Source organism: Neisseria sp. HMSC058F07 (assembly GCF_001810035.1).
Classification (GTDB): domain Bacteria; phylum Pseudomonadota; class Gammaproteobacteria; order Burkholderiales; family Neisseriaceae; genus Neisseria; species Neisseria perflava.
Map to the genome: position 1 here is coordinate 372,716 of NZ_KV799706.1, position 24,320 is coordinate 397,035.

The 24,320-nt window shown below is 47.3% G+C and carries 16 protein-coding genes, 1 tRNA gene and 2 pseudogenes; 12 read left to right on the plus strand and 7 right to left on the minus strand.

Features of this window, described 5'->3' with window-relative positions:
• Nucleotides 1–55 precede the first annotated feature (55 nt).
• The 5 genes from trkA to HMPREF2696_RS09870 form a co-directional block, all read right to left on the minus strand.
• Nucleotides 56–1,468, minus strand: coding sequence for a Trk system potassium transporter TrkA (gene trkA, locus HMPREF2696_RS09850; RefSeq protein WP_049335872.1), 1,413 nt, complete (start codon nucleotides 1,466–1,468; stop codon nucleotides 56–58).
• A gap of 95 nt (nucleotides 1,469–1,563) precedes the next feature.
• Entirely contained in the window at nucleotides 1,564–3,015 is a 1,452-nt protein-coding gene (locus HMPREF2696_RS09855) for a DASS family sodium-coupled anion symporter (RefSeq protein WP_049335870.1), read from the minus strand.
• A gap of 212 nt (nucleotides 3,016–3,227) precedes the next feature.
• Nucleotides 3,228–4,481, minus strand: coding sequence for a complex I 51 kDa subunit family protein (locus tag HMPREF2696_RS09860; protein WP_070588379.1), 1,254 nt, complete (start codon nucleotides 4,479–4,481; stop codon nucleotides 3,228–3,230).
• On the minus strand, nucleotides 4,478–6,106 hold the full coding sequence (locus tag HMPREF2696_RS09865; RefSeq protein WP_070588381.1) for an FAD-binding protein: 1,629 nt from the start codon (nucleotides 6,104–6,106) through the stop codon (nucleotides 4,478–4,480). The genes HMPREF2696_RS09860 and HMPREF2696_RS09865 overlap by 4 nt, the downstream gene beginning before the upstream one ends.
• Nucleotides 6,106–6,744: a 4Fe-4S dicluster domain-containing protein gene (locus HMPREF2696_RS09870; protein ID WP_004520763.1), complete on the minus strand. Its 639-nt coding sequence runs from the start codon at nucleotides 6,742–6,744 to the stop codon at nucleotides 6,106–6,108. The genes HMPREF2696_RS09865 and HMPREF2696_RS09870 overlap by 1 nt, the downstream gene beginning before the upstream one ends.
• A gap of 855 nt (nucleotides 6,745–7,599) precedes the next feature.
• Between HMPREF2696_RS09870 and HMPREF2696_RS09875 the strand changes: the two genes are divergently transcribed.
• Together HMPREF2696_RS09875 and HMPREF2696_RS09880 are read left to right on the plus strand one after the other, a co-directional pair.
• A complete protein-coding gene (locus HMPREF2696_RS09875; protein WP_070588382.1) occupies nucleotides 7,600–9,123 on the plus strand; it encodes a fumarate hydratase in 1,524 nt (507 codons plus the stop codon).
• Between the two features lie 154 nt (nucleotides 9,124–9,277).
• Nucleotides 9,278–9,354: transfer RNA gene (locus HMPREF2696_RS09880), tRNA-Pro, on the plus strand.
• 154 nt (nucleotides 9,355–9,508) lie between these two features.
• Here the strand turns inward: HMPREF2696_RS09880 and HMPREF2696_RS09885 are convergent.
• Nucleotides 9,509–10,045, minus strand: a pseudogene (locus HMPREF2696_RS09885) (formate/nitrite transporter family protein); the annotation flags it as partial.
• Between the two features lie 71 nt (nucleotides 10,046–10,116).
• Complete coding sequence (gene yciA / locus HMPREF2696_RS09890; protein ID WP_004520760.1) at nucleotides 10,117–10,551, minus strand: acyl-CoA thioester hydrolase YciA; 435 nt, start codon at nucleotides 10,549–10,551, stop codon at nucleotides 10,117–10,119.
• 124 nt (nucleotides 10,552–10,675) lie between these two features.
• Here yciA and pip point away from each other — a divergent pair, with 124 nt between their 5' ends.
• The 10 genes and pseudogenes from pip to cas2 all read left to right on the plus strand — a co-directional run bounded on the left by pip (nucleotide 10,676) and on the right by cas2 (nucleotide 24,102).
• Nucleotides 10,676–11,605, plus strand: a complete 930-nt coding sequence (gene pip, locus HMPREF2696_RS09895; RefSeq protein ID WP_004520759.1) for a prolyl aminopeptidase — start codon at nucleotides 10,676–10,678, stop codon at nucleotides 11,603–11,605.
• A gap of 121 nt (nucleotides 11,606–11,726) precedes the next feature.
• Nucleotides 11,727–14,014: pseudogene (cas3, locus tag HMPREF2696_RS09900) on the plus strand (CRISPR-associated helicase Cas3').
• A 137-nt stretch (nucleotides 14,015–14,151) separates the two neighbouring features.
• Nucleotides 14,152–17,232: a TrlF family AAA-like ATPase gene (locus HMPREF2696_RS09905; RefSeq protein ID WP_070588385.1), complete on the plus strand. Its 3,081-nt coding sequence runs from the start codon at nucleotides 14,152–14,154 to the stop codon at nucleotides 17,230–17,232.
• Between the two features lie 165 nt (nucleotides 17,233–17,397).
• Nucleotides 17,398–18,072, plus strand: a complete 675-nt coding sequence (cas5c, locus tag HMPREF2696_RS09910) for a type I-C CRISPR-associated protein Cas5c (RefSeq protein ID WP_070588386.1) — start codon at nucleotides 17,398–17,400, stop codon at nucleotides 18,070–18,072.
• Entirely contained in the window at nucleotides 18,069–19,847 is a 1,779-nt protein-coding gene (cas8c, locus tag HMPREF2696_RS09915) for a type I-C CRISPR-associated protein Cas8c/Csd1 (RefSeq protein WP_070588387.1), read from the plus strand. Before cas5c ends, cas8c begins: the two co-directional genes overlap by 4 nt.
• An 11-nt stretch (nucleotides 19,848–19,858) precedes the next feature.
• On the plus strand, nucleotides 19,859–20,725 hold the full coding sequence (cas7c, locus tag HMPREF2696_RS09920) for a type I-C CRISPR-associated protein Cas7/Csd2 (RefSeq protein WP_070588389.1): 867 nt from the start codon (nucleotides 19,859–19,861) through the stop codon (nucleotides 20,723–20,725).
• 14 nt (nucleotides 20,726–20,739) lie between these two features.
• Nucleotides 20,740–21,390, plus strand: coding sequence for a CRISPR-associated protein Cas4 (gene cas4, locus HMPREF2696_RS09925; protein WP_070588518.1), 651 nt, complete (start codon nucleotides 20,740–20,742; stop codon nucleotides 21,388–21,390).
• Between the two features lie 47 nt (nucleotides 21,391–21,437).
• Nucleotides 21,438–22,598 carry a ComEC/Rec2 family competence protein gene (locus tag HMPREF2696_RS09930; protein ID WP_141746364.1) on the plus strand — a complete coding sequence of 387 codons (1,161 nt, stop codon included), beginning with the start codon at nucleotides 21,438–21,440 and terminating at the stop codon, nucleotides 22,596–22,598.
• 122 nt (nucleotides 22,599–22,720) lie between these two features.
• The gene (gene cas1c, locus HMPREF2696_RS09935) at nucleotides 22,721–23,734 is read left to right on the plus strand and encodes a type I-C CRISPR-associated endonuclease Cas1c (protein ID WP_049344181.1); all 1,014 of its coding nucleotides are present in this window, start codon (nucleotides 22,721–22,723) and stop codon (nucleotides 23,732–23,734) included.
• A 74-nt stretch (nucleotides 23,735–23,808) separates the two neighbouring features.
• Nucleotides 23,809–24,102 (plus strand): CRISPR-associated endonuclease Cas2, encoded by a 294-nt coding sequence (gene cas2, locus HMPREF2696_RS09940; RefSeq protein ID WP_003685729.1) that lies wholly within the window; start codon nucleotides 23,809–23,811, stop codon nucleotides 24,100–24,102.
• The last annotated feature ends 218 nt before the right edge of the window (nucleotides 24,103–24,320 follow it).

The window sequence follows — 24,320 nt, forward strand, 5'->3', positions numbered from 1 at the left end:
TCTGAAAAGGTTTTCAGACGGCCTTTTTATGACTTCAAGCAAACGGATTTTGGGTTTAACCGAAAAAGCCCATTTTAACTTGAATGAGTTTCTCCAGTTCCGGCAGAACGCGGCGGCGTGAGACGAAGAAGATAATGTGGTCGCCGTCTTGGAGGATGGTTTCGGTGTGGTGTCCCATGATGACCTCGCCGGTTGCGCCGCGGACGATGGCGGAGATGTAGCAGTCGCTTGGCCATTTGATGCCGCTGATACGGCGGCCGACGATGGCGGAAGTGTTTTTGTCGCCGTGTACCACCACTTCAATGGCTTCGGCTGTACCGCGGCGCAAAGGATGGACGGCAACGACGTCGCCACGGCGGATGTGGGCGAGGATGGAGCCGATGGTAATCAGGTGGGGGGAAACGACGATATCGATTTTGTTGCCTTCGAGCAAATCGACGTAACTTGAGCGGTTGACGATGGTGATTACGCGTTTGGCACCAAGGTTTTTCGCCAGCAGGCTGGACATGATGTTGTTTTCGTCGTCGTTGGTCAGCGCGCAGAAGACGTCGATTTCGTCGATGTATTCTTCGTCCAGCAGGGTTTCATCGGTGGCGGAACCTTGCAGGACGAGGGTGTTGTCCAGATTCTCGGCTAGCCATTCGGCGCGGTGGGGTTTGTATTCGATGATTTTGATGTCGTATTTGGATTCGAGCTGTTTGGCGAGGCGGTAGCCGATGTTACCGCCGCCGGCAATCATGATGCGGCGGGTACGCGCTTCTTTGGGGCGCAGTTCGCGCATGATGATGTTGACGCTGCTGATGTCGGCGGTAAAAAGTACCTCGTCACCTTCGATGATGACGGTTTGCGGCGTGGGGACGATAAGGCGGTTGTTGCGGTAGATGGCGCAGATTTGGCAGTCCGCGCCTTCGGGGAGATGTTGGTTGATGTCGGCAATTTCACGGCTGATCAGCAAACCGCCTTTGCGAGCTTGAACAATCACCATGCGGACTTGGTCGTTGGCAAAGCTGAGTACCTGTAATGCGCTGGTGTAGCTGAGCAGGCCGACAAGTTGTTCTGTAACCAGTTGTTCTGGGCTGATGGTTTCGGTAATGCCGAAGATGTTGAGGCTGCCTTCTTCGGGTTTGTCGCTGCCGGCAACCGGATATTCGAGGTATTCGCTTGAGCGTACGCGTGCAATACGGCCGGGGATGTTGAACAGGTCGGCGGCGATTTTGGAGGCAACGATGTTGGTTTCGTCGCTGCGGGTCAGGGCAAGCAGGAGGTCGGAGTCCGCCGCACCTGCCTGTTCGAGGGTAAAGGGCGATGCGCCGTTGCCGACGATGGTTTGGACATCGAGGCGGCTGCTGATGCGGTTGAGCGCTTTTTCGTCGATGTCGATGATGGTAACGTCGTTGCTGGGAACGGAGGCAAGGTTTTGGGCGACGGTCGAGCCGACTTGGCCGCTGCCGAGGATGAGTATTTTCACGGTAATTGAGTGTGTTCGGTAAAAATGAAATTGTAACAAAAGGCCGTCTGAAATTGGAGTTTTCAGACGGCCTGAGTTTTAAATAAGCCAGAAGGTTACCAGTAGCCCAAAACTTTCCACCACAAGATACCGACAGTGCCGAAAATCAGGATTTCGAGCACGCTCATGATGAAGCCGGCTTTCCACCATTCGGTCATGGTTACATAGTTGGAGCAGTAAATGACAGGTGCAGAACCGGTAGCGTAGTGGGTCAGCGACATCATGATGCCGGTAGCGGCTGCCATAATCAGGGCAAACAGCATCGGTGGTGCGCCCAAGGCCAAGCCTGCGCCGTAGAATGCGCCGAACATGGCGGTAACGTGTGCCGTACCGCTGGCGAAAACGTAGTGGGCGTAGAGGTAGGCCAGCATCAACAGGGCACAACCGGCTTCCCAACCCAAACCCATGTGGGCGATACCGCCTTGCATGGAGTCGGACAACCAACTGATGAGGCCCAGTTTGTTGAGGAAGTTTGCCATCATCACCAAGGCAGCAAACCAAACAATGGTATCCCACGCGCTTTTTTCTTTCAGCGCGTCGTCCCAAGTCAGTACGCCGGTCAACAGGCACAGGCTCAAGCCGAGGAAGGTGGTGGCAGTAGCGTCCACTTTCACGCCAAACAGCATCTCAGGAATACCCGCCCACAACAGCAGCAGAACCAGGAAAATACCGAGCATGATTTTTTCTTCACGCTTCATCGGTCCCATTTGGGTCAAATGCTCTTTTGCCAATGCAGTGGCGTTAGGGGTTTGTTTGATTTCAGGCGGATACAGGAAATACAGCACCAGCGGCATCAGTAGCATAGCAAGCAGGCCGGGTACGATCATTGCCAAGAACCAAGTACCCCAAGAGAGTTGGATTTGTGAATTGGTGGCTTTGGCAACCAATTCGACCACCAGTGGATTAGGTGCGGTGGCGGTGATAAAAATCAGACAGGTAATTACATTGGAGTGGAAGTTGACCAGTGAAAGGTATTTACCGATTTTGCCTTCCGTACCCTTTTCAGGGTCGGAGTCGAAGCTCAAGGCAATGGATTTCATAATCGGATGTACGATGGCACCGCCGCGCGCGGTATTACTCGGCGTTACCGGACCGATGACCAAGTCGGCAAGCGCTAAGCTGTAACCTACGCCCAGCGTGCGTTTGCCGAAGAGGGAAATCAAGAGGTAGCCGATACGCATACCCAAGCCGGTTTTCAACAGGCCGCGCGAGATGATGATGGCGATACCGATCATCCAGATGAGTGAGTTGTTGAGGCTGCTCAGTGCGTCTTTGGTTGCATCGGCGGCTTTTTCGTTGGTCACGCCGGTCAGTGCAACCAAGGTAATGCCCAAAATCGCCATTGCGCCGATAGGCATGGCTTTGCCGATGATGCCGGCAATAATGCCGACAAACAATGCCAAAAGATGCCATGCGTCAGGCGATACGCCTTGAGGAACGGGGATAACGAACCAGATAAGCAGCGTCAGCACAAGTGCGACCGCGGCAGGAATTGGCTTGAAGCCCATGTTGAATCTCCTAATTTGAGGATTGAAGTATTGGGAAATCGGTTTTCAGACGGCCTGAGTGTTGCTAAAGCCTGTCTGAACGTATTTTGGTAGGTTCGGAAGGTATTTTTCTTATTGGGCTTCTCTTCCATCTTGGAAAGAAGAGAAAGGGATTCGGGTATCGTTTTTCAGACGGCCTTCACAGTAACAGGCCGTCTGAAAACAACGCCGTTTTACTCCTGTTCTTGCGGTAGGCCGTATTCTTCGGGGAAGGTACGCAACGAGCTTTGCAACACAGTTACCGCGCCGTCAATCAAACCGCAACGGCCGCTTCGTGGCAACAGTTGGCACAGGCTTTGCAGGGCGCGCAGGTCGTCGGGAGTGCCGATGCCGGTGTCCACGCGGTTGAGCAGGCGGGAAAGCTGGAATGTGCCGCCTTTACAAGGTGGGCATTGACCGCATGAATTGGAAGCGAAAAATTCCACATACTCAGCCACTTTGCGCACCACGCTGGTGCCTTCGGAAATCACAATCATCGCGCCGGTGCCGAGGCTGGATTTGCGTTCGCGTACGGAAACGAAGTCCAAAGGCACATCCAAATCTTTTACGGTCAAAAGCGTGTTTGACGGGCCGCCGGTAAATACGGCTTTAAACGTGCGGCCTTCGAGCATACCGCCGCCGTGATCGTAAATCAGCGATTGCAGGGTGGTACCCATCGGCAGTTCGTACAGGCCCGGATTCAATACGTCGCCGGAGAGCGAGTAGAGTTTCGTGCCTGCGGCATCGCCCAAACCCAAAGATTTGTACCATTCCGTGCCTTTGGCAAGGATTTGCGGAATATTGGCGAAGGTTTCGGTATTGTTGATAAGGGTCGGCTCACCGTTGACACCGCTTTCGGCTGGGAAAGGCGGCTTGCGGCGAGGGAAAGGGAAACCACCTTCCAGCCATGAAATCACGGCAGTTTCTTCGCCACCAATATAACGGCCTGAAGTTTCGACCAGTTGCAGGTCTAAAGGTTTACCCAAGTAGTTTTCAATACGGATAAACAAATCGCTGTTTTTCCATTGCTCGATGGCCGGTGTGATGGAAGCGATGGATTCAGTTTGATGAGGGTTGACGTACAAAATCGCTTTGTTGGCACGGCAGGCAACGGCGGCAATCAGGACGCCTTCGATGACTTGGTGCGGCGTATTTGCCAGCAGTACACGGTCTTTAAATGTACCCGGTTCGTCTTCGTTGGCATTGCAGACAACGTATTTGTCGCCATTTTTGCTTTGGGCGGCAACGGCGGCCTCCCATTTGCGCCAAGTTGGGAAACCTGCACCGCCCATACCGCAAAGATTGGCATCTTGCAGTTTGGAAACAATGCTTTGAGGATCGGCAAGCGCGGCCAGCAGGCCTTCGCCGCCGCCGACTTTGCGCCATGCGGCTAAATCTGCGCCGACTTGGCGGGAAGGATGCAGTAAGTTTTGATTGGCTTGATTCATGATTGTTGCTCCTGCAAACCGGCGTGTTCGCGCAAATCGAATTTGCCGTAGTCGGGATATAAAACGGGGGCTTTGATGTCGCTGGTCAGACCGGCACGGGTCATTTCGCGTTGCAGGTCGTGAACGTGTCCGACACCGCCGCGTACTTTTTTCAATGGCAGGCCGCAAGTTGCCGCGGCTTTACCGGCACGGCGGCCAAAGCTGATGATATCCAAAAGTGCATTGCCCATCAGACGGTTGCGGCCGTGAATGCCGCCGGTTACTTCGCCGGCGCAATAGAGGCCTTCGACGCAGGTTGCGCCGTCGCCGTTGATTTCGATACCGCCGTTTTGATAGTGCAGGGTCGGATGAATCATGACCGGCTCAACAGCAGGGTCAATGCCGCATTTGTGGGCAACGTGGCCGAGTGTTACCAAACGGTTTAATACGTCAGGGTCGTTAGCAATCAGGCGCGGGGTGTCGAGGAATACACCGACTTGTCCGTCGCGTACCACGCCACGGCCTTCGCGGCATTCACGCAGAATCGCAGCGGCAACAACGTCGCGCGGCTGCAATTCGTCAACGAAACGTTCGCCCAAACCGTTGACCAGTTTGGTGCCTGCGGAACGCACGGCTTCGGAAATCAGCGCGCCCGCCAAGTGTGGAGGGTGGGCAACGCCGGTCGGGTGGTATTGGAAAGAATCGACATCGCGCAGTTTGGCACCGATACGGTAAGCCATTACCAGGCCGTCTGCAGTCGCGCCATAGTGGTTGGAAGTGGCGAAACCTTGCAAATGCAGGCGTCCGCTGCCGCCGGTTGCCAATACCACGGCTTTGGCGTGAACCAACACCAAAGAACGTTTTTCCAAATCGCACAAAATCGCGCCGACGCAGCGGCCGTGTTCGTCTGATAATAATTCGATGGCGGGGTGGCGGTTGAGCTGGGTAATGTTTTCGTCGAGTTCGACTGCCTCGCGCAGTACGCGCATCATTTCGAGGCCGGTAAAGTCGCGGTAGCTCAAAATACGCGGTACTGTCGTACCACCTGCGCGTTTGCGGCTCAACATTCCGTTGTTGTCTGCACCTTTAGCCAAGTCAAAAGTCATGCCCAAGCCAATCAGCCAACGAATGGCAGATGGTGCATCGGTAACCATTTGCGCCACCAATTCTTTTTTGCCGACGTTGTGGCCGCCTTTGATGGTGTCGTCAAAGTGTTGTTGCAGGCTGTCTTCTGCGCCGACCGCAGCTTGAATGCCGCCTTCGGCCATCACGGTATTGCTGTCGCCGATACGCAGCTTGTTTGCCATGATGACGCGTGCGCCTGCTTCAGTCGCAGACAATGCCGCTGCCGCGCCTGCACCGCCACCGCCAATTACCAATACGTCGGTGTTCAAGTGTTCTGCGCCTGACAAATCATAGTCGTCAATCAGAGGCTGACTGATTAAGAGTTTGGCCAAATCAGGATGGCAGTAATCGCCTTGGTTTGGACCGATAGGTAGTTTCACACGGGCATTTGCCTGATAGTCAGGGTGAAATTGGCTCAATAATTCGTTCTTTTCAGGTAAATCGCCACGAAGTTCCAATGAGGACGCACGCAGGTTGGCAAGGGCGGTTTCGTAGTCTATGCCTTGGATTTTGTTAACCATTACACTGACTCCTCTTCAAATTCGACTTTCATTTTGCCGCTGTCGATTTCGCGCAGGCGGCGCATCAAATCCACAGGGCGCAATGTACGCGCCGCTTTCATACGGCGGGCGAACAGGCCCAAGTGGTTCGGACGTATGTGTTCGGGGCAGGAGAGGGTGCAGAGGTTGCACATCACGCATTGGTCGAAGGTCAGCGCAGCCGCGCCGAAATCGCCGGAAACTACCTGCGCTACGCCGTTTTCCACTTGCAAACCTTTAGGACAGGCGCGATTGCAGCCGCCGCAATGACGGCAGTTTTGCGCTTCTGGGAAGGCTTTGGCGGTATCGTCCAACCAGTTCCAGCCGTCACCAATTTCCCCGACGTCGTAATATTGGATATGCTCGGGAATAAAGTAGTCCAAGAAGCTGATATGCATGCCTTCTTCAACTTTAGTCTCGCATGCCAGTGCGGTGGTTACTTCGCGCTCGCCTTCTTTACGAATCATGCAGCGGCAGGAACCGCATACGCCTTGACCCATACAGCCGACATTGGCAGTAATCGCATTGCCTGAACGGGCATAGGCTTGGATGATTGACGAGTCGGCGGAAGCTTTGACTTCATGGCCGTCTATGGTCAGGGTTAACAAATTTTCACTCATGGTTTGTTCCTGTGAAATTGGAAGTTGGAATAGTGGGTAATTTGATTAATTGTATTTTTATTACATTTATTGCGTATGAGGAAAATATCCAAGTGATTTACTCGGAAATTCTTTTAAAATCAATGTTTATCTTTATGAGTCGAAGTGTATCAGAATTTAGTGGTTTTGATGATAGGGGTAACCTAAGGTTTTATAGAAGGAGGATTGCAAACAAAATATGCCTATTATTTAGACAAATTTATTACAACAACTTGATTTTAAAAGTAAAATAAAATTACTTTTTTATTATAAATTTTAAAATATTCGTATATTTACTAGTAAAAATCATTATTATATGTTAGACAATTTTACATAGATTGTTGTATATATTGAATAATATTCTTATAGGTAAGTAAGTGAAAAGATTGTTATAAAATTTCAGAAAATTAAATGAGTTTGATATCAGTCAAGAAGATTGAGGGAGAAAATGACACAGATTTTACAATTGTGTATCGTATTGGAAAATAAGAAAGGCCGTCTGAAATTTAGGTAGTTTCCTTTTAAATACAAGCTACTAAATTTCTTTCTCAGATACTTAAAGCAAACATTTTCAGACGGACTTGTAATTAGAATATCATTTAAAAATAATGTAATTTTATTTCTGTGTAAGTGAATGGTCAGTGGATATATATTATCAATAACCAAGTGATTTAATGCGATATTAAATTCTATTTAAATCAATAAGGTATGAAAATGATATTGTCTGAATTATTCATTTGAAAGCACTATTACACTATTGAAGGCCGTCTGAAAAAATCGGTCTCTTAAAAAATAAACAAACCCTTCCTACCATGACTCCCGAAAAGGAACACAATCATGACCGTCATCAAGCAAGAAGACTTTATCCAAAGTATTTTCGATGCTTTCCAATTCATCAGCTACTACCATCCTAAAGACTACATTCAGGCTTTGTATAAGGCTTATCAAAAAGAAGAAAACTCTGCCGCCAAAGATGCGATGGCGCAGATTTTGGTCAATAGCCGTATGTGTGCTGAAGGCCATCGTCCGATTTGTCAGGATACCGGTATTGCGACCGTATTCTTGAAAGTGGGCATGGATGTACAGTGGGATGCCGAGATGAGCGTACAGGAAATGGTTAACGAAGGCGTACGCCGTGCATACACCTATCCTGACAACAAACTGCGCGCCTCTGTATTGGCCGATCCGGCTGGTAAACGTCAAAATACCAAAGACAACACCCCTGCCGTTGTACATATGGAAATCGTAAAAGGCGACAAAGTCGAAGTCACTTGCGCAGCCAAAGGCGGCGGTTCTGAAAACAAAACCAAAGTTGCCATGCTCAACCCTTCAGACAATATCGTTGATTGGGTATTGAAAACCGTTCCTCAAATGGGTGCCGGCTGGTGTCCTCCGGGCATTTTGGGTATCGGCATCGGCGGTACGCCTGAAAAAGCAGTGTTGATGGCCAAAGAAAGCCTGATGAGCCATATCGATATTCAGGAACTCAAAGAAAAAGCCGATTCCGGTGCAGAATTGTCTACAACCGAAGCCCTACGCTTGGAACTCTACAAAAAAGTAAATGCCTTGGGCATCGGCGCACAAGGTTTGGGCGGTTTGAGCACCGTGCTGGATGTCAAAATCCTTGACTACCCAACCCACGCGGCTTCCAAACCGATTGCCATGATTCCAAACTGCGCGGCTACCCGCCACATCGAATTTGAATTGGACGGCTCAGGCCCGGCCAAACTGGAAGCCCCATCTTTGGAAGACTGGCCGGATTTGACTTACAGCCCGGACAACGGCAAACGTGTCGATGTCAACAATCTGACCAAAGAAGAAGTGGCAACATGGAAAACCGGCGACGTGTTGTTGCTGAACGGTAAAATCCTGACCGGACGCGATGCCGCGCACAAACGTTTGGTTGATATGCTCAACAAAGGCGAAGAATTGCCGGTAGATTTCACCAACAAACTGATTTACTACGTTGGCCCGGTTGATCCAGTCCGTGACGAAGTTGTTGGCCCGGCCGGTCCGACTACTTCCACCCGTATGGATAAGTTTACCCGCCAAATGCTGGAACAAACCGGCCTCCTGGGTATGATCGGTAAATCCGAACGCGGTGCAGCAACTTGCCAAGCCATTGCCGATAATAAAGCCGTTTACCTGATGGCTGTCGGCGGCGCGGCATATCTGGTTGCCAAAGCCATTAAAGCATCTAAAGTCTTGGCGTTCCCAGAATTGGGTATGGAAGCGATTTACGAATTTGAAGTCAAAGACATGCCTGTGACCGTTGCGGTGGATAGCAACGGTGAATCGGTTCACGCCATTGCGCCAAAACAATGGCAGGCCAAAATCGGTATTATTCCGGTTGAAGCTTGATATTTGCCTGGATAATCAAAGGCCGTCTGAATGATTTTAGACGGCCTTTTTTTGTTTACAAATAATTTAAATGTTTTCAAACGAGTAAATTTCCCTTTCTAAAAAGCACTTGTCAAAATCAGCGTTTGAAACTAGAATTCACAGCTTATCGAGTCGGAGTGTGGCGCAGTCTGGTAGCGCACTTGCATGGGGTGCAAGGGGTCGAAGGTTCGAATCCTTTCACTCCGACCAAAAAATTGGAAAGAGTCGTTTTAAAAACGGCTCTTTTTTCGTTTGGATGATTTATCTGAATAATGTGTCCGAATGGATTTTAAAACTTAATACCAATGCCGTCTGAAACAAAACCTGCTTTCTCAAAGCAGGTTTTGTTGTTTCTAAAGCAGGGCTATTCGGCACTATCTTTCAGCGTGTCTTTATAAGTATAAAGATAAGACGCGCCGACAAAGGATGCACCACCGACGACATTGCCCAAGAATACGGGAATCATGTTAAAGAAAAATTGCCCCCATGTGATGTTTGCGCCTGCCAGAATACCCGCTGGGATAACGAACATATTGGCGACAAGGTGTTGGAAGCCGTTTAATACGAAAATCATGACGGGGAACCAAATGGCCAGCATTCGTCCGGTTGTGTTTTTAGCGGCAAAATGCAGCCACGCGCCCATGCAGACCATCCAGTTACATGCTACTGCCGATACAAAAGCGCGGCCGAAATCCATATGGACTTTTGCCTCCGCCACAGCAATGGTTTTTTCTGCCATGCTGCCTTCAATCATACCGACATAGTACCCAAGGAAAAAAGCCATTGCCAGTGTGCCCACCAAATTGCCCATGCAGACGATAACCCAGTTGCGCAGCAGCATTTTGGAGGAAATCCGTCCGGCCAATCTGCCTAAAGACATGATCATCATATTGCTGGTTACATTTTGCTTCTGTATGAAAAAAGGCCGTCTGAACATTGAGGTTTCAGACGGCCTTGTTTTGATTTTTAAACTTACAAATGTGCCAGCTTTGCATTGCCTTCGCGAGGAATAGGGCGCGGATTGCCTTGTGCATCGATAGCGACGTAAGTGAACACGGCTTCGGTGACCAGTTGGCGGTCTTCCGTTACCATATCGTTCATCAAAGTCTTAACCCATACCTCGATTTTCAGTTGCAAAGAAGTATTGCCTACGCGGACACAATGACCGTAGCAGCACACGACGTTGCCGACCTTTACCGGTCTGATGAAATTCATTTCTTGAACGGCTACGGTTACAATTCGTCCCTGTGCGATTTCTGCCGCCAAAATACCGCCGCCTAGATCCATTTGCGACATAATCCAGCCGCCGAAGATATCCTGATTAGGGTTGGTATCGCGCGGCATGGCTACCGTACGCAATAAAAGTTGTCCTTCGGGTGCCGCATGTGTTTGTTTGTTGTCAGTCATAAATAATCCTGTCAAAAAAGTGCTATTTTACGCCATTTGTGGCGATAAACCTATGTAGGCCGTCTGAAAAATCAGCAGGTAAAGTGTTACAATCAACCTATTCATCAGACAAAGGAGAAAGCTCATGCATCCGATTCAAGAACCACGAAATAGCGGCCTTTTGCGCGTATCCGACATTCACGAAATCTACTGGGAAGAGTCAGGCAATCCTGATGGCCACCCCGTGATTTTCCTGCATGGCGGCCCCGGAGCAGGCGCATCACCGGCCTGTCGCGGCTTTTTCAACCCAGAGCATTTCCGCATCGTCATCATTGATCAACGCGGTTGCGGACGCTCTAAACCGTATGCCTGTATTGAAGACAACACCACATGGGATTTGGTTGCCGATATTGAAAAAGTACGCGAAATGCTCGGCATTCAAAAATGGCTGGTTTTCGGCGGCTCATGGGGCAGCACCTTGTCGCTGACTTATGCCGAAACCCATCCCGATCGCGTCAGCGGCTTAGTTTTGCGCGGTATTTTCCTGTGCAGGCCGTCTGAAATGGCATGGTTGAACGAAGCAGGTGGCGTAAGCCAAATTTATCCGGCTCAATGGCAAAAATTCATTGCCCCCGTAGCCGAAAACAAACGCCAAGCCCTAATTAAAGCCTACCATGAAATGCTGTTCAGCGAAGATGAAGCTACGCGCCTCAAAGCAGCTAAATCATGGGCAGATTGGGAAAGCTACCTTATTCGGTTTGAACCAAAAGACGTGGATGAAGACCCGCAAGCCTCCCTTGCCATCGCAAGAATGGAAAACCATTATTTCGTGAACGAAGGCTGGTTGCAGGGCGATAAAGCCATCTTGGCAAACATCGACAAAATCCGCCATATCCCAACCATCATCGTCCAAGGCCGCTACGATCTGTGCACCCCGATGCAAAGCGCGTGGGAACTCTCGCAAGCCTTCCCTGAAGCAGAATTGAGAATCGTCCAAGCAGGCCACTCTTCTTTTGATCCTTCGCTTTCCGAGGCTTTAGTGAAAGCGGTGGAGGATATCAGAAGCAAGTTATAAAGGGTAATTAATAAAAATGCCGTCTGAAAAAGTTTCAGACGGCATTTTTTCTATTTGCATATTAAATTTAATATCATATTATCATTGCATAATATCAGTTTAAATTTTTTAGAATTTCAATATGAAAACCCTAATTTACTACGCCCATTCTGCCCAAGACAAACTCGGTAATCTCTTGCCTTACGAACATTGGCAAACCTTGCAAAGCCATTCGGTCAATGTTGGCGAAATGGCGGCGGAGTTTGCTCGGGTATTTGGTGCACAGGAAATTGCTTGCCAGACGGGACAGCTTCATGACTTAGGGAAATATTCGGAACCCTTTAATCACCGATTGCATGGCGGTCCTTCAGTTGATCATGCCACCGCTGGAGCAAAAATTGCGGTAGAACACTGGGGAAATGTTATCGGCAAACTGATGGCGTTTTGCATTGCGGGGCATCATGCCGGGTTGGCAAATGGCAATGGTGAAGGGGATAACCGCCGCACGTTAAAGCAGCGGTTAGTATTGCAATTTGGCGCAGATATTCCCGCTCTCGATAACCTGTGGCAACAAGAAATCAAGCTTCCTGAAACCCTCTCTCCGCCACCACTCAAAGCCGACGCGCATCATCCTTTTTTCTCCTACGCTTTTTTCACCAGAATGCTCTATTCCTGCTTGGTGGATGCCGATTATCTTGATACTGAAGCCTTTTATTTAAACCTAGAAAACAAAACCGTCAAGCGCGGTAGTTATCCCGATTTAAACGCCTTACAACACAATTTCAATCAATTTATCAACGATTTCAGACGACGTATCGCCCAAGCTCCAGAGCAAACCGAAGCCGAAAAACGCAATGCCGCTTTAAACCGCCTGCGCAGCGAAATTCTCGATCATGGCGTAGAACAAGCGGCACAAGCGCAAGGACTGTTTACGCTCACCGTGCCGACCGGCGGCGGTAAAACCTTCACTTCCATGGCATTTGCGCTGGAACACGCCAAACGGCACGGTATGCGGCGCATGATTTACGTCATCCCGTTCACCAGCATCATTGAACAAAATGCCGCCGAATTCCGTAAAGCCTTTGGCGAATTGGGCGAACAAGCCGTATTGGAACATCACAGCACCTTCGACGACGGCAAACTGCAAAATGAGGCCACCAAAGACAAATTGCGCCTGGCCTCGGAAAACTGGGATGCGCCGATTGTCGTGACCACCGCCGTGCAATTCTTCGAATCCCTCTTTGCCGATCGCTCCTCGCGCTGTCGCAAGCTGCACAACATCGCAGGCTCCGTCATCATCCTCGACGAAGCGCAAATGCTGCCGCTCAATCTTTTGCTGCCCATTATGCAAGCCATCAAAGAATTGGCGCAGAACTACCGCTGCAGTGTCGTCATGTGCACCGCCACCCAGCCAGCCGTGCAAGCCGAAAACGGCTTCTATCGCGGCTTTGAAAACGTGCGCGAAATCGCTCCAAAACCGACCGCACTTTTCGAAAAACTGCGCCGCACCACCGTGCAACACATCGGCACACAAACCGATGCCGACCTGCTCGCCAAACTCGCCGAACACCCGCAAATGCTCGTCATCGTCAATAACCGTCGCCACGCCCGCAGCCTGTACGACCAAGCCAAACACCTTGACGGCACGTTCCACCTGACTACCTTAATGTGTGCCAAACACCGCAGCCAAAAACTCGATGAAATCCGAGGCCGTCTGAAAAACGACGAACCCTGCCGCGTCATCGCCACCTCCTTAATCGAAGCCGGCGTTGATGTGGATTTTCCGCTAGTAATGCGCGCCGAAGCAGGTTTAGACAGCGTTGCCCAAGCTGCAGGACGCTGCAACCGCGAAGGTAAAAGGCCGTCTGAAAACAGCTTTGTCTGGATATTCGCGCCTGAGGATAAATGGACAGCCCCGCCCGAACTTGCCACCCAAGCCGCCGTCATGCGCCTGACCGCCGACAGCTTTTCAGACGACCTCTTATCAACCCAAGCAGTTGCCGCCTACTTCGCCGAGCTTTATCAATTAAAAGGCAGCGAACTGGACAATAAAAAAATTCTGAAAATGCACAACGATACAGGGCAAAGCCTCGATTTCCCATTCCAAACCATCGCCGACAAGTTCCGCATGATCGAAAGTCACATGCAGCCGCTGATTATTCCGTTCGATGTTGATGCTGAAAACCTCATCAGCAGCCTGCACCACGCCGACCACATCGGCGGACTCTTACGCAAACTGCAACCCTACACCGTCCAAATCCCCGAAAAAGCCCTTGCCGCTTTATATAAAGCAGGACGTATTGAACCGATTAACGAGAAAAACTTTGGCAAACAGTTTTATACGCTGATTGGGCTGGATTTGTATGATGAAGTGGCTGGGCTTTCTTGGGAGGATACGGAGTTTTGAAGGGAGAGAGTTTGGTGTTTTGAGGTTGATTTCTTTATTTAACTTCTTTAGAAGTTGATTTTGGTATTTGCTAGGGATAATATACTACAGAATGCTAATTCATTGATATGAGACTAACGAAATAAGACTGATTAGAAAATCTTAACTTAAGGATAACATTATGAATAACAAAAAATTTTTGCGTGGTTCAACTTGGAGTCAATGGGATTTGCACATTCATACTCCAGCTTCATTTCATTGGAATGGAGAAAAATTCAACGGAGATAAAAAACATGATGATGCTTTAATCGATGAAATGATTCATGCTTTGAATAATGCAGAACCAGAAGTCTTTGCCATTATGGATTATTGGACGTTTGACGGATGGTTTAAATTGCAAAATAGGTTAAAAGAACCCGATTCGCCTAAATTGGAAAAAACTGTTTTCCCAGGAATGGAACTTCGATTAGCTTCCCCAATGAAAGGAAGATTGAATGCCCATGTTATCTTTTCTAATGAAATTGAAGAACAGAACCTTTTAGATTTTCGTTCTGCATTAAAAATAGAATTAGTCGATAGACCATTATCAGAATCCGCACTAATAGAACTAGCTCAAGAACATATAGGTGAAGATAAATTAAGAGTTCATGGTTTTAATAAACAGAAAGTTTCTTGCGATACAACTGCCTTATTAGCAGGAGCAATCATTGCTGAAATTAATGCTGATTCCTATAAAGAAGCAATCTCAAAAGTTCCTAATGGACATGCAATAGGATTAATGCCTTGGGATACAAATGATGGCTTAGTGGAAGTTAAGTGGCAAGAACATTATGCTTACGCAATGAAATTGTTCCAGAGTTCCCTTATTTTTGAGACAAGAAATAATACTGATTTGCGGGCTGCATTTGTTGGGGAGAAAACATCTGGTAATGCGAAATATTTTGATAGTTTTCAATCTGGCTTAAAAAATATCTCTAGACTTGCTGTTTCAGGTAGCGATGCGCATTGTTTTATTGGCGAACAAGGTAATAACAATAAGCGTGGCTATGGTGATTTCCCATCAAATAAGAAAACTTGGATTAAAGCAGAACCAACTTTTAAAGGATTGCAACAAGCGATTTTAGAGCCTGCAAAACGTTCTTATATTGGAGAAAAACCACCCAAATTACATGAAATTGAGTTAAATAAAACTTTTTATATTGATTCTGTAAAAGTTCAAAAAACAGGAATAAAACCTGTAGGTCAATGGCTGGATGGTTGTGAAATTCCTTTAAATCCTGATTTGACAGCTATTATTGGGAATAAAGGTAGTGGTAAAAGCGCATTGGCTGATGTAATTGCGATGCTTGGAAATTCCAAGCAATCAAAGCATTTTAGTTTTTTGAAAAGAGATCGCTTTTGGGGCAAATCAGGAGAGCCAGCTAATCATTTTACAGGAACGTTAATTTGGTGCGATGGTGGTGAAGAATCACGTTTACTTAATGAATTATCTCCAGAAGAAAAAACAGAACGTGTACGTTATATCCCGCAAGGATATTTCGAAGAACTTTGTAATGAGCATACATCAGGTAAATCAAATGCTTTTGAACGAGAACTTCGTTCGGTCATATTTTCACATACGAGTGAAGATATGCGACTTGATGCACTTGATTTCGAACAATTAATAGAAAAACAGGAACAATCTCTTAGAAATAGACTAAGTGAATATCGTAAAGATTTAGCTAAGATTAATGAAGAAATTGTTGGAATTGAAGAGCAATTACAGCCTATCGAACTAAAAAAACTGACTGAAGCACTTCAACTAAAAAATACGCAAATTGAGGAACACAAAAAGCTCAAGCCAAATGAGGTTATCAAGCCCGAAATTGCTTTGGATACAACACAACAGAAAATTGCTGATGATCTTGATGAAGTTAATCGACAAATACAAAGCCGACAAGAACGTCAGAAGACTATTGCTAGCGCAAATACAGTACTTGCTAAGCAAAAACAAGCGATATTCAATATTCAGGAACGATTATCCTTACTTCAACGTTCATTTGAGCAACTGGAACAAGAATCAACAGATGATTTAACTTTACTTGAGTTGTCTTGGAATGATATTGCTGTACTGGATATTAGAATATCAGCATTAGATTCCAAAAAGGAAGTGATTTCATCTAAACAGTTAGAGTTCAAAACGGAGAGTGAAAGAGTTGCAGGTGAGATTAACGAATTAACAGGAAAACAAAAAACATATACTGCTCAATTGGATGCGCCGCAAAGGCAGTATGAGGCATATCAACGACAACTCACAGAATGGACGCAAAAACTTGATGCTTTAACAGGGTCTCCTACTGAACCTGAAACGAAAATAGGGTTGGAAACAAGGATACAACAGATTGAACAACTACCTTTAGAGCTTGAAAAACTCCGTGAAAGAAGATTGCAGTTATCAAGAGATATTTTTGATACGTTAAATGCGCAACGTGAAGAAAGGGAAAAATTATTTAAACCTGTTCAAGATTTAATCCAAGATAATTCTCTGATAAGAGATGACTATAAATTACAATTTCAGGCGACGTTGTCTGCTTCTTCGGATGCAATTGCTAACCAGCTATTTGGATTAATCAAACAAACTTCTGGAGAATTTCGTGGACAAGACGAGGCATTAACCGTTATTAGAACATTATTTGATGCCTATGATTTAAATGATAAAGAGGGGGTTACAGGTTTTATAAGTAATCTATTTGAAAAAATTGAAACAGCTTCCAAGGGCAATAATGAAAAGGCAGTTGGTATCTCTAATATATTGAAGAAAGATCAGACTGCCAATGCTGTTTATGATCTGATATTTGGCTTGGAGTTCCTTGAGCCAAGATATTCATTAGTATTTCAGGATACACAGATAGAACAGCTATCACCAGGACAAAGAGGAGCATTGTTATTAATCTTCTACTTATTGGTGGATAAAGGACAATTGCCGATTATTCTTGATCAACCGGAAGAGAATTTAGATAACGAGACAGTATTTCGCTTATTAGTACCAGTGCTTTCTGAAGCAAAGAAAAAACGCCAAATTATTATGGTTACGCATAACCCTAATTTGGCGGTTGTTTGCGATGCTGAACAAATTATTTATGCCAATTTCAGCCGTTCCGATAATTTCACAATAAGTTATCAGACTGGTGCTATTGAAAACGATGAAATCAATAAACGAGTAGTTACGGTACTAGAGGGTACTAAACCAGCCTTTGATAATCGTTCGGGAAAATATTTCTAAAGAATGTTTAATACTGATTTATAAGAGTTTTTCCGTTGTTTTTTAGGTCATCTGAAAACTTTTCGCACTTAACCGTGCGTGGATTGAAACTAAAGTAGTTAGATTAGTCAGCTAATCCGCCCCTTCTTTATGAAGGGGCGTGTGTACAACCAAAAGGAGAACCAAATGAACCAAATCCGCCTACACATTTGGGGCGATTATGCCTGTTTTACCCGTCCGGAGATGAAGGTGGAGCGGGTGTCTTATGATGTCATCACGCCGTCGGCGGCGCGCGGGATTTTGGCGGCGGTGCATTGGAAGCCGGCGATTCGGTGGGTGATTGACCGGATTTATGTGTTGAAACCGATTCGGTTTGAGTCGGTGCGGCGCAATGAGTTGGGCGGCAAGATTTCGGCGGGCAAGGTCAGCGGCGCGATGAAGCGCAAGAGCGTTGCTGATTTATATACGCTGATTGAAGACGACCGCCAGCAGCGCGCAGCGACGGTGCTTAAAGATGTGGCTTATGTGATTGAAGCCCATGCGGTGCTGACGGCAAAAGCGGGGACGGATGAGACCGTTACCAAGCATATCGAGATGTTCAAACGCCGTGCGAAAAAAGGGCAATGCTTTCAGCAGCCTTGTTTGGGTGTGCGTGAATTCCCTGCCGATTTTGCGTTGATTGATGAAGGCGAGCCGCTGCCGCCGTCGGCATTATCGGAAAACGAGGCAAACCGCGATTTAGGCTGGATGCTGCACGATATTGATTTTGACCACGGCAATACGCCGCATTTTTTCCGCGCGGAAATGAAAGATGGCGTGATTGATGTGCCGCCGTTTTACGCCGAGGAGGTGAAAGCATGATTCTTGCGTCCCTTGCCCGCTATTACCGCCGTTTGGCGGCGGAAACCGATGAAATGGGCAACCCGAAAGTACCGCCTTATGGCTTTAGTGAGGAGAAAATCGGTTGGATTTTGGTGTTGGATAAAGAAGGCTGTCTGAAAACCGTTGTGCCGAATCTGACTGCCGATAAAAAGCCGCAGCCGAAGTTGATGAGCGTGCCGCGCCCTGAAAAACGCACGTCGGGTATCAAACCGAATTTTTTGTGGGATAAAACCGCTTACGCGCTTGGCGTGGAAGCCAATAAAAACAAAGCCGAAGCGAAAGAAAAACCCTTTACGTCGTCTGAAAAAACTTTTGACGCCTTTAAGCAATACCATCTCGATTTACTGCAAAACAGCGAAGATGAAGGCTTGCAAGCCTTGTGCCGTTTTCTGCAAAACTGGCAGCCTGATAATTTCGCTACCGAAAATCTGCCTGCCGAAATGCTCGATGCTAATATTGCATTTTCTTTTGAAAAACCGACCGCTTGTATTCATAAGCGAGAAGCAGCACAGACCATATGGGCTAAATGTCTGAAAAGTGATGAGGCTGAAGAAGGCTTGTGCCTGATTAGCGGCGACACCGCCCCGATTGCACGGCTGCATCCGGCGATTAAAGGCGTGTTTGGCGGGCAAAGCTCCGGCGGTTCGATTATTTCATTCAACAAAGAAGCCTTTGCCTCTTTTGGCAAAGAGCAAGGCGCAAATTCGCCTGTTTCCGAACAATCCGCGTTTGCCTACACCACCGCGCTGAACTATCTGTTGCGTCGCGAAAATGATCACTGCCTGACCATAGGCGATGCCAGCACGGTCTTTTGGGCGGAAGCGGACGATAATGCGACGGCGCAGACTGCCGAAGGCTTCTTCGCGCAAGTGTTCACGCCACCAGATGACGAACAAGAAAGCGCCAAAGTTTTCAACGTATTGGAACAAATCGGCAAAGGTCGTCCGCTGCAAGAAATTGCGCCCGAACTCTCTCCCAATACCCGTTTTTATATCTTAGGGCTTGCCCCCAATGCCGCGCGGATTTCTGTTCGGTTTTGGCTGGACACCACCTTTGGGCAGTTGGCGGAAAATTTGGCGCAGCATTGGCAAGATTTAGCCCTTGAGCCTTGCGCATGGAAAACGCCGCCGTCTATTTGGCGACTTTTATTGCAAACTGCCGTATTGGGCAAAAGCGAAAATATCTCCCCTGTATTGGCAGGTGAAATGACCCGCGCCGTGATTTGCGGTACGCCGTATCCCTTAAGTTTGTTGTCGCAACTGATTACCCGAATCCGCGCCGATGGAGACGTGAACGGTCTGCGCGTGGCAATGATAAAAGCCGTATTAGAGCGGCGTTTTAGAAAAGGTTTTATCGAAGAAGGAGTTCCTATGAGTTTGAACAATGAAAGCCCGAATCGCGCTTATCTTTTAGGGCGGCTGTTTGCCGTGTTGGAGCGCATTCAATATCAGGCGTTGGGAGAATTAAACGCCGGCATCGCCGACCGCTATTACGGCTCTGCATCCGCTGTGCCGTTTTCGATTTTTCCGCGTCTTTTGTCGGGTGCAAAACACCATTTATCGCGTCTGCGTAAAGACAAGGCCGGCATGGCGGTGAATTTGGATAAAGATTTGAGCGAAATCATTGCCAAACTGCCCGAAACCTTTCCGCGCCATTTGAGCATTGACGAGCAAGGCCGCTTCGCCATCGGCTATTACCATCAAAAACAAAGCTATTTTGCTAAAAAAGAAACCGCTGAAACCATTGAAAACTAAGGAGCCAGAAAATGTCTGCCATTCAAAACCGCTATGAATTTGTTTACTTTTTTGATGTCACCAACGGCAACCCCAACGGCGATCCCGATGCGGGCAATATGCCGCGTCTTGACCCCGAATCCAGTAAAGGTTTGGTAACCGATGTCTGCCTGAAACGCAAAATTCGTAATTTTGTCGAAATCAGCAGCGAAAACGAAGCCGGTTACGAAATCTACGTTAAAGAAAAAAGCGTGTTAAACCTGCAAAACAAACGCGCTTATGAAGCGCTCGGCATTGAATCTGAAGCCAAAAAACTGCCCAAGGACGAAGCCAAAGCCCGCGATATTACCGCGTGGATGTGCAAAAACTTCTTCGATATCCGCACCTTTGGCGCCGTGATGACCACCGAAGTCAACAGCGGACAAGTGCGCGGCCCGGTGCAGCTGGCGTTTGCCCAATCCATCGACCCGATTGTGCCGCTGGAAGTTTCCATCACCCGCATGGCGGTAACCAACGAAAAAGACTTGGAAAAAGAACGCACTATGGGGCGCAAATACATCGTACCTTACGCGCTCTACCGCGTGCACGGCTTTATCTCCGCCAACCTTGCCGCCAAAACCGGTTTTTCAGACGACGACTTAGCCAAACTCTGGCAAACCCTGACGTTGATGTTTGAACACGACCGCTCCGCCGCCCGTGGCGAAATGGCAGCACGCAAACTGATTGTTTTCAAACACGACAGCGCACTCGGCAGCCAGCCTGCACATAAACTGTTTGACACCGTGAAAGTCGAACGCGTAAACGGCGAATCAGGTACGCCGGCAAGCGGTTTTGGCGATTACAAAATCAGCGTGGTTTCAGACGGCTTAAATGGCGTGAGTGTGGAAGAATATTTGTAAAAATGTCTGAAAAGATGACCGCTTGTATTATAGAAGCAGAAAAGGAAAATCAGGACACGCGCCTGATTCCTCTTTCCGCCCTGCAACACTACGCCTTTTGTCCGCGCCAATGCGCGTTGATTCACAACGAGCAGGCGTGGGCGGAGAACTATTTGACCGCGCAGGGAAAGGCGCTGCATGAGCGGGTGGATTCGGGCGAGCCGGAAACGCGCAAGGGCGTGCGCTTTGAGCGGACGGTGCATGTGTCGGCGGAGAAGCTGGGCATCAGCGGCGTGTTGGATTTGGTGGAAGTGGATACAAAAACAGGCCGTCTGAAACCCGTGGAATACAAACGTGGCAAGCCCAAACCCGACCCGATGGACGAAATCCAGCTTTGCGCCCAAGGCTTGTGCCTGGAAGAAATGACGGGGCAAATCGTCTCTGATGGCGCGCTGTGGTATATGCAAACCCGCCACCGTATCCCCGTCGTGTTTTCAGACGACCTACGCACCCAAACTCTCGCCACCATCGCCGCCGTGCGCGAACTTCTAAACAGCGGACAAACTCCGCCGCCCGACTACGGCAAACGCTGCAAAGCCTGCTCGCTGGTGGAGATTTGCCAGCCGGAGTTGCTGGGGAAACGGGATAGGAGTGTGGGGTATGTAGCGGAGTTGTTTGGGAATTGAGTGAATATTTAAATAAGCTTAATTATAACCATATCGTAGGTGATTTTATGAAAATAAAAATGCAAAGAGTTTTTTATCCTGTAGGACAGGGGGGATTTTATAGTGAATCATTTTCAACAGAAAATAGTAAATTTAATGTTGTGTATGATTGTGGTTCAGTATCAAAAGGTATTGATAAAGTAGTTTCAAATAGTTTTGATAAAAATGAAGATATAGATATTTTATTCATTTCTCACTTTGATAATGATCATGTTAATAAAATTAAAATTTTAAAAAATAGTGTGCGAAAAATAAAAAATGTAGTCATGCCTTTGCTCTCTGATGAGAACAAGTATATTTTGCTAGCTTTATATGAGTCATTAGGTAAAGATTATGAGGATTCTATAGAAATTATCAGTAATCCAAATGTTTTTTTTGATGATGATACAAAGATTATTCGTATTAAGAAAGTTAATGAAGATGTAAATTTGGATTCTGCTCAATCCATAGTTAATATAAATGAAGTTTATTCTGATACTTTAAATAGCGGGGAAAATATTAGTTTCTCTATTGATGGAAAAGAGTTTTGGGTTTACAAGCCATACAACTATGATTATGAAAAAAGATATAAACAATTAATAATTGAGCTTCAGTCAAAGGGTTTGTCAATTAAAGATTTAAATGATGCTGATTATGTAAATATTAACATTAAATTAATTAGGGAGTGTTATAAGAAAATAAGTGGAAATATCAATCAAAACTCGTTAGTGTTATACTCTAATGGCATTAAAGATAAATTATATAATTGTTCACTAAACTATATTGGTAAAGACTTTAGCTTTAACTTATTGCGTTATGATTGTTTCTTGTGTTATTGCGTTTTAAATAATGAGTTTAAAATTGGATGTATTTATACTGGAGATGTAGATCTAAAAGTAATTAGAAATAATTTTATAAAACAAATAAAAAGTTTCAGTAATCATTTACCAATTAATACAATACAAGTTCCACATCATGGCAGTAAAAATGGATTTAGCATTGATTTCTTTAAAGATTTTGATAAAGGAACTTGTAAAATAATATCTCCAATTTCATTTGGTTTATCTAACTCTTATGGTCATCCATCAAGTATGGTTATTAAGCAGTTAACATCGGAATGCCATTTTCCTGTTTATGTTACGAATGATAAGAGGGATTTATTCACCCAAGTTTTTGAGTTTGAAGTTTAGTAAGTTAAATGCATCATAACTGCGTTTTACCTTCTATAGGATTAAAAATATAGTCTAAATAATTATTCCTGATATCTAATTCTATTTTCCAAAAACGAGGTAAAAACCCAAGGAGTTTTCCCATGCGCAAACTGCAAAACACGCTCTATATCACCACCCAAGGCAGCTATCTGCATAAGGAGCGGGAGACGCTGGTGGTGGAGCAGGAGCGTAAGAAGGTGGCGCAGTTGCCGGTGCATTCCATAGGGCATATTTTCTGTTTTGGGAATGTGCTGGTTTCGCCGTTTTTGCTAGGGTTTTGCGGCGAAAATAATGTGAATTTGGCGTTTTTTACCGAAAACGGGCGTTATTTGGGGCGGCTTCAGGGGCGGCAGAGCGGCAATGTGCTGCTGCGTCGGGCGCAGTATCGGGTGTCGGAGCAAAATCCCGTGCCGATTGCGCGCAATATCATTGCGGCGAAGATTCAGGCGAGTAAACGGGTGCTTCAGCGGCAGATTCGCAATTATGGCGAGAATGCGGCGATTCAAAGTGCGGTCGATGCTTTGAACATTTCACTGCGGCAGTTGAAGGGCGCGGCGGAGCTGGACGTGGTGCGCGGTATTGAGGGCGATGCGGCGGCGCGTTATTTCGGCGTATTTGGGCAGCTTTTGAGCGAAAAAAGCGGTTTTGTTTTTGACGGGCGCAACCGCCGTCCGCCCAGAGACGGGGTGAATGCGCTGTTGTCGTTTGTGTACAGCATTCTGGGCAAGGACATCAGCGGCGCGCTGCAAGGCGTGGGGCTGGATCCGCAGGTGGGTTTTCTGCACGCCGACCGACCGGGACGCGACAGTTTGGCGCAGGATATTTTGGAAGAATTCCGCGCGTGGTGGGCAGACAGGCTGGTGTTGTCGCTGATTAACCGAGGGCAAATCAAACCGCAGGATTTCGTTACCGAAGCAAGCGGCGCGGTGAGTTTAAAAGCCGATGCGCGTAAGCTGTCGTTTCAAGCCTTGCAGGCGAAAAAGCAGGAGAAAATCGTTCATCCGTTTTTAGGCGAGGAAGTGGAAATCGGGCTGCTACCGTATATTCAGGCAATGCTGTTGGCGCGGCACTTGCGCGGAGATTTGGCGGAATATCCGCCGTTTTTGATGAGATAGGTTTGCAGGTCGTCTGAAAATGGGTTGGATGTTTTCAGACGACCTCTAAAGCAGCCTGCACATGGGAATACAAAATGCTGATGCTGATTACTTACGATATTTCGCTGGAAGATGCGGAAGGACAGGCAAGGCTGCGGCGCGTGGCAAAATTGTGTTTGGACTACGGCGTGCGCGTACAGTATTCGGTGTTCGAATGCGACATCGCGCCCGATCAATGGGTTGTTTTAAAAGACAAACTCTTAAAAACCTACAACCCCGAAACCGACAGTCTGCGCTTTTACCATCTGGGCAGTAAATGGCGGCGCAAAGTGGAACACCATGGCGCAAAACCGGCGGTGGATGTGTTTAAGGATACGTTGATTGTGTAAATCGCCAACCTGCGGTTCTCATGAAAATGCGGCAGGGTTGGCGAATTGGGATTGTTCTTTAATAATCAGGATATTGCGAATGCGGGCGTAACGGAAAAGGCTGTGTTATACTCGCGTTCACGCTTTTCTTAGGAGCTTAGCGAAATCGGGGCTGCGAAACCTGATGGAACAAGGCTTTTAAGAGAGGCTCAGCCGCCTTCGGGCGGCTGTGTGTTGAA

What these genes read in the sequence shown, in the direction of transcription:
- HMPREF2696_RS09855 (WP_049335870.1), bottom strand. Translation starts at nt 3,015, where the DNA reads ATGGGCTTCAAGCCAATTCCTGCCGCGGTCGCACTTGTGCTGACGCTG.
- HMPREF2696_RS09860 (WP_070588379.1), bottom strand. Translation starts at nt 4,481, where the DNA reads ATGAATCAAGCCAATCAAAACTTACTGCATCCTTCCCGCCAAGTCGGC.
- HMPREF2696_RS09865 (WP_070588381.1), bottom strand. Translation starts at nt 6,106, where the DNA reads ATGGTTAACAAAATCCAAGGCATAGACTACGAAACCGCCCTTGCCAAC.
- HMPREF2696_RS09870 (WP_004520763.1), bottom strand. Translation starts at nt 6,744, where the DNA reads ATGAGTGAAAATTTGTTAACCCTGACCATAGACGGCCATGAAGTCAAA.
- HMPREF2696_RS09875 (WP_070588382.1), top strand. Translation starts at nt 7,600, where the DNA reads ATGACCGTCATCAAGCAAGAAGACTTTATCCAAAGTATTTTCGATGCT.
- yciA (WP_004520760.1), bottom strand. Translation starts at nt 10,551, where the DNA reads ATGACTGACAACAAACAAACACATGCGGCACCCGAAGGACAACTTTTA.
- pip (WP_004520759.1), top strand. Translation starts at nt 10,676, where the DNA reads ATGCATCCGATTCAAGAACCACGAAATAGCGGCCTTTTGCGCGTATCC.
- HMPREF2696_RS09905 (WP_070588385.1), top strand. Translation starts at nt 14,152, where the DNA reads ATGAATAACAAAAAATTTTTGCGTGGTTCAACTTGGAGTCAATGGGAT.
- cas5c (WP_070588386.1), top strand. Translation starts at nt 17,398, where the DNA reads ATGAACCAAATCCGCCTACACATTTGGGGCGATTATGCCTGTTTTACC.
- cas8c (WP_070588387.1), top strand. Translation starts at nt 18,069, where the DNA reads ATGATTCTTGCGTCCCTTGCCCGCTATTACCGCCGTTTGGCGGCGGAA.
- cas7c (WP_070588389.1), top strand. Translation starts at nt 19,859, where the DNA reads ATGTCTGCCATTCAAAACCGCTATGAATTTGTTTACTTTTTTGATGTC.
- cas4 (WP_070588518.1), top strand. Translation starts at nt 20,740, where the DNA reads ATGACCGCTTGTATTATAGAAGCAGAAAAGGAAAATCAGGACACGCGC.
- HMPREF2696_RS09930 (WP_141746364.1), top strand. Translation starts at nt 21,438, where the DNA reads ATGAAAATAAAAATGCAAAGAGTTTTTTATCCTGTAGGACAGGGGGGA.
- cas1c (WP_049344181.1), top strand. Translation starts at nt 22,721, where the DNA reads ATGCGCAAACTGCAAAACACGCTCTATATCACCACCCAAGGCAGCTAT.
- cas2 (WP_003685729.1), top strand. Translation starts at nt 23,809, where the DNA reads ATGCTGATGCTGATTACTTACGATATTTCGCTGGAAGATGCGGAAGGA.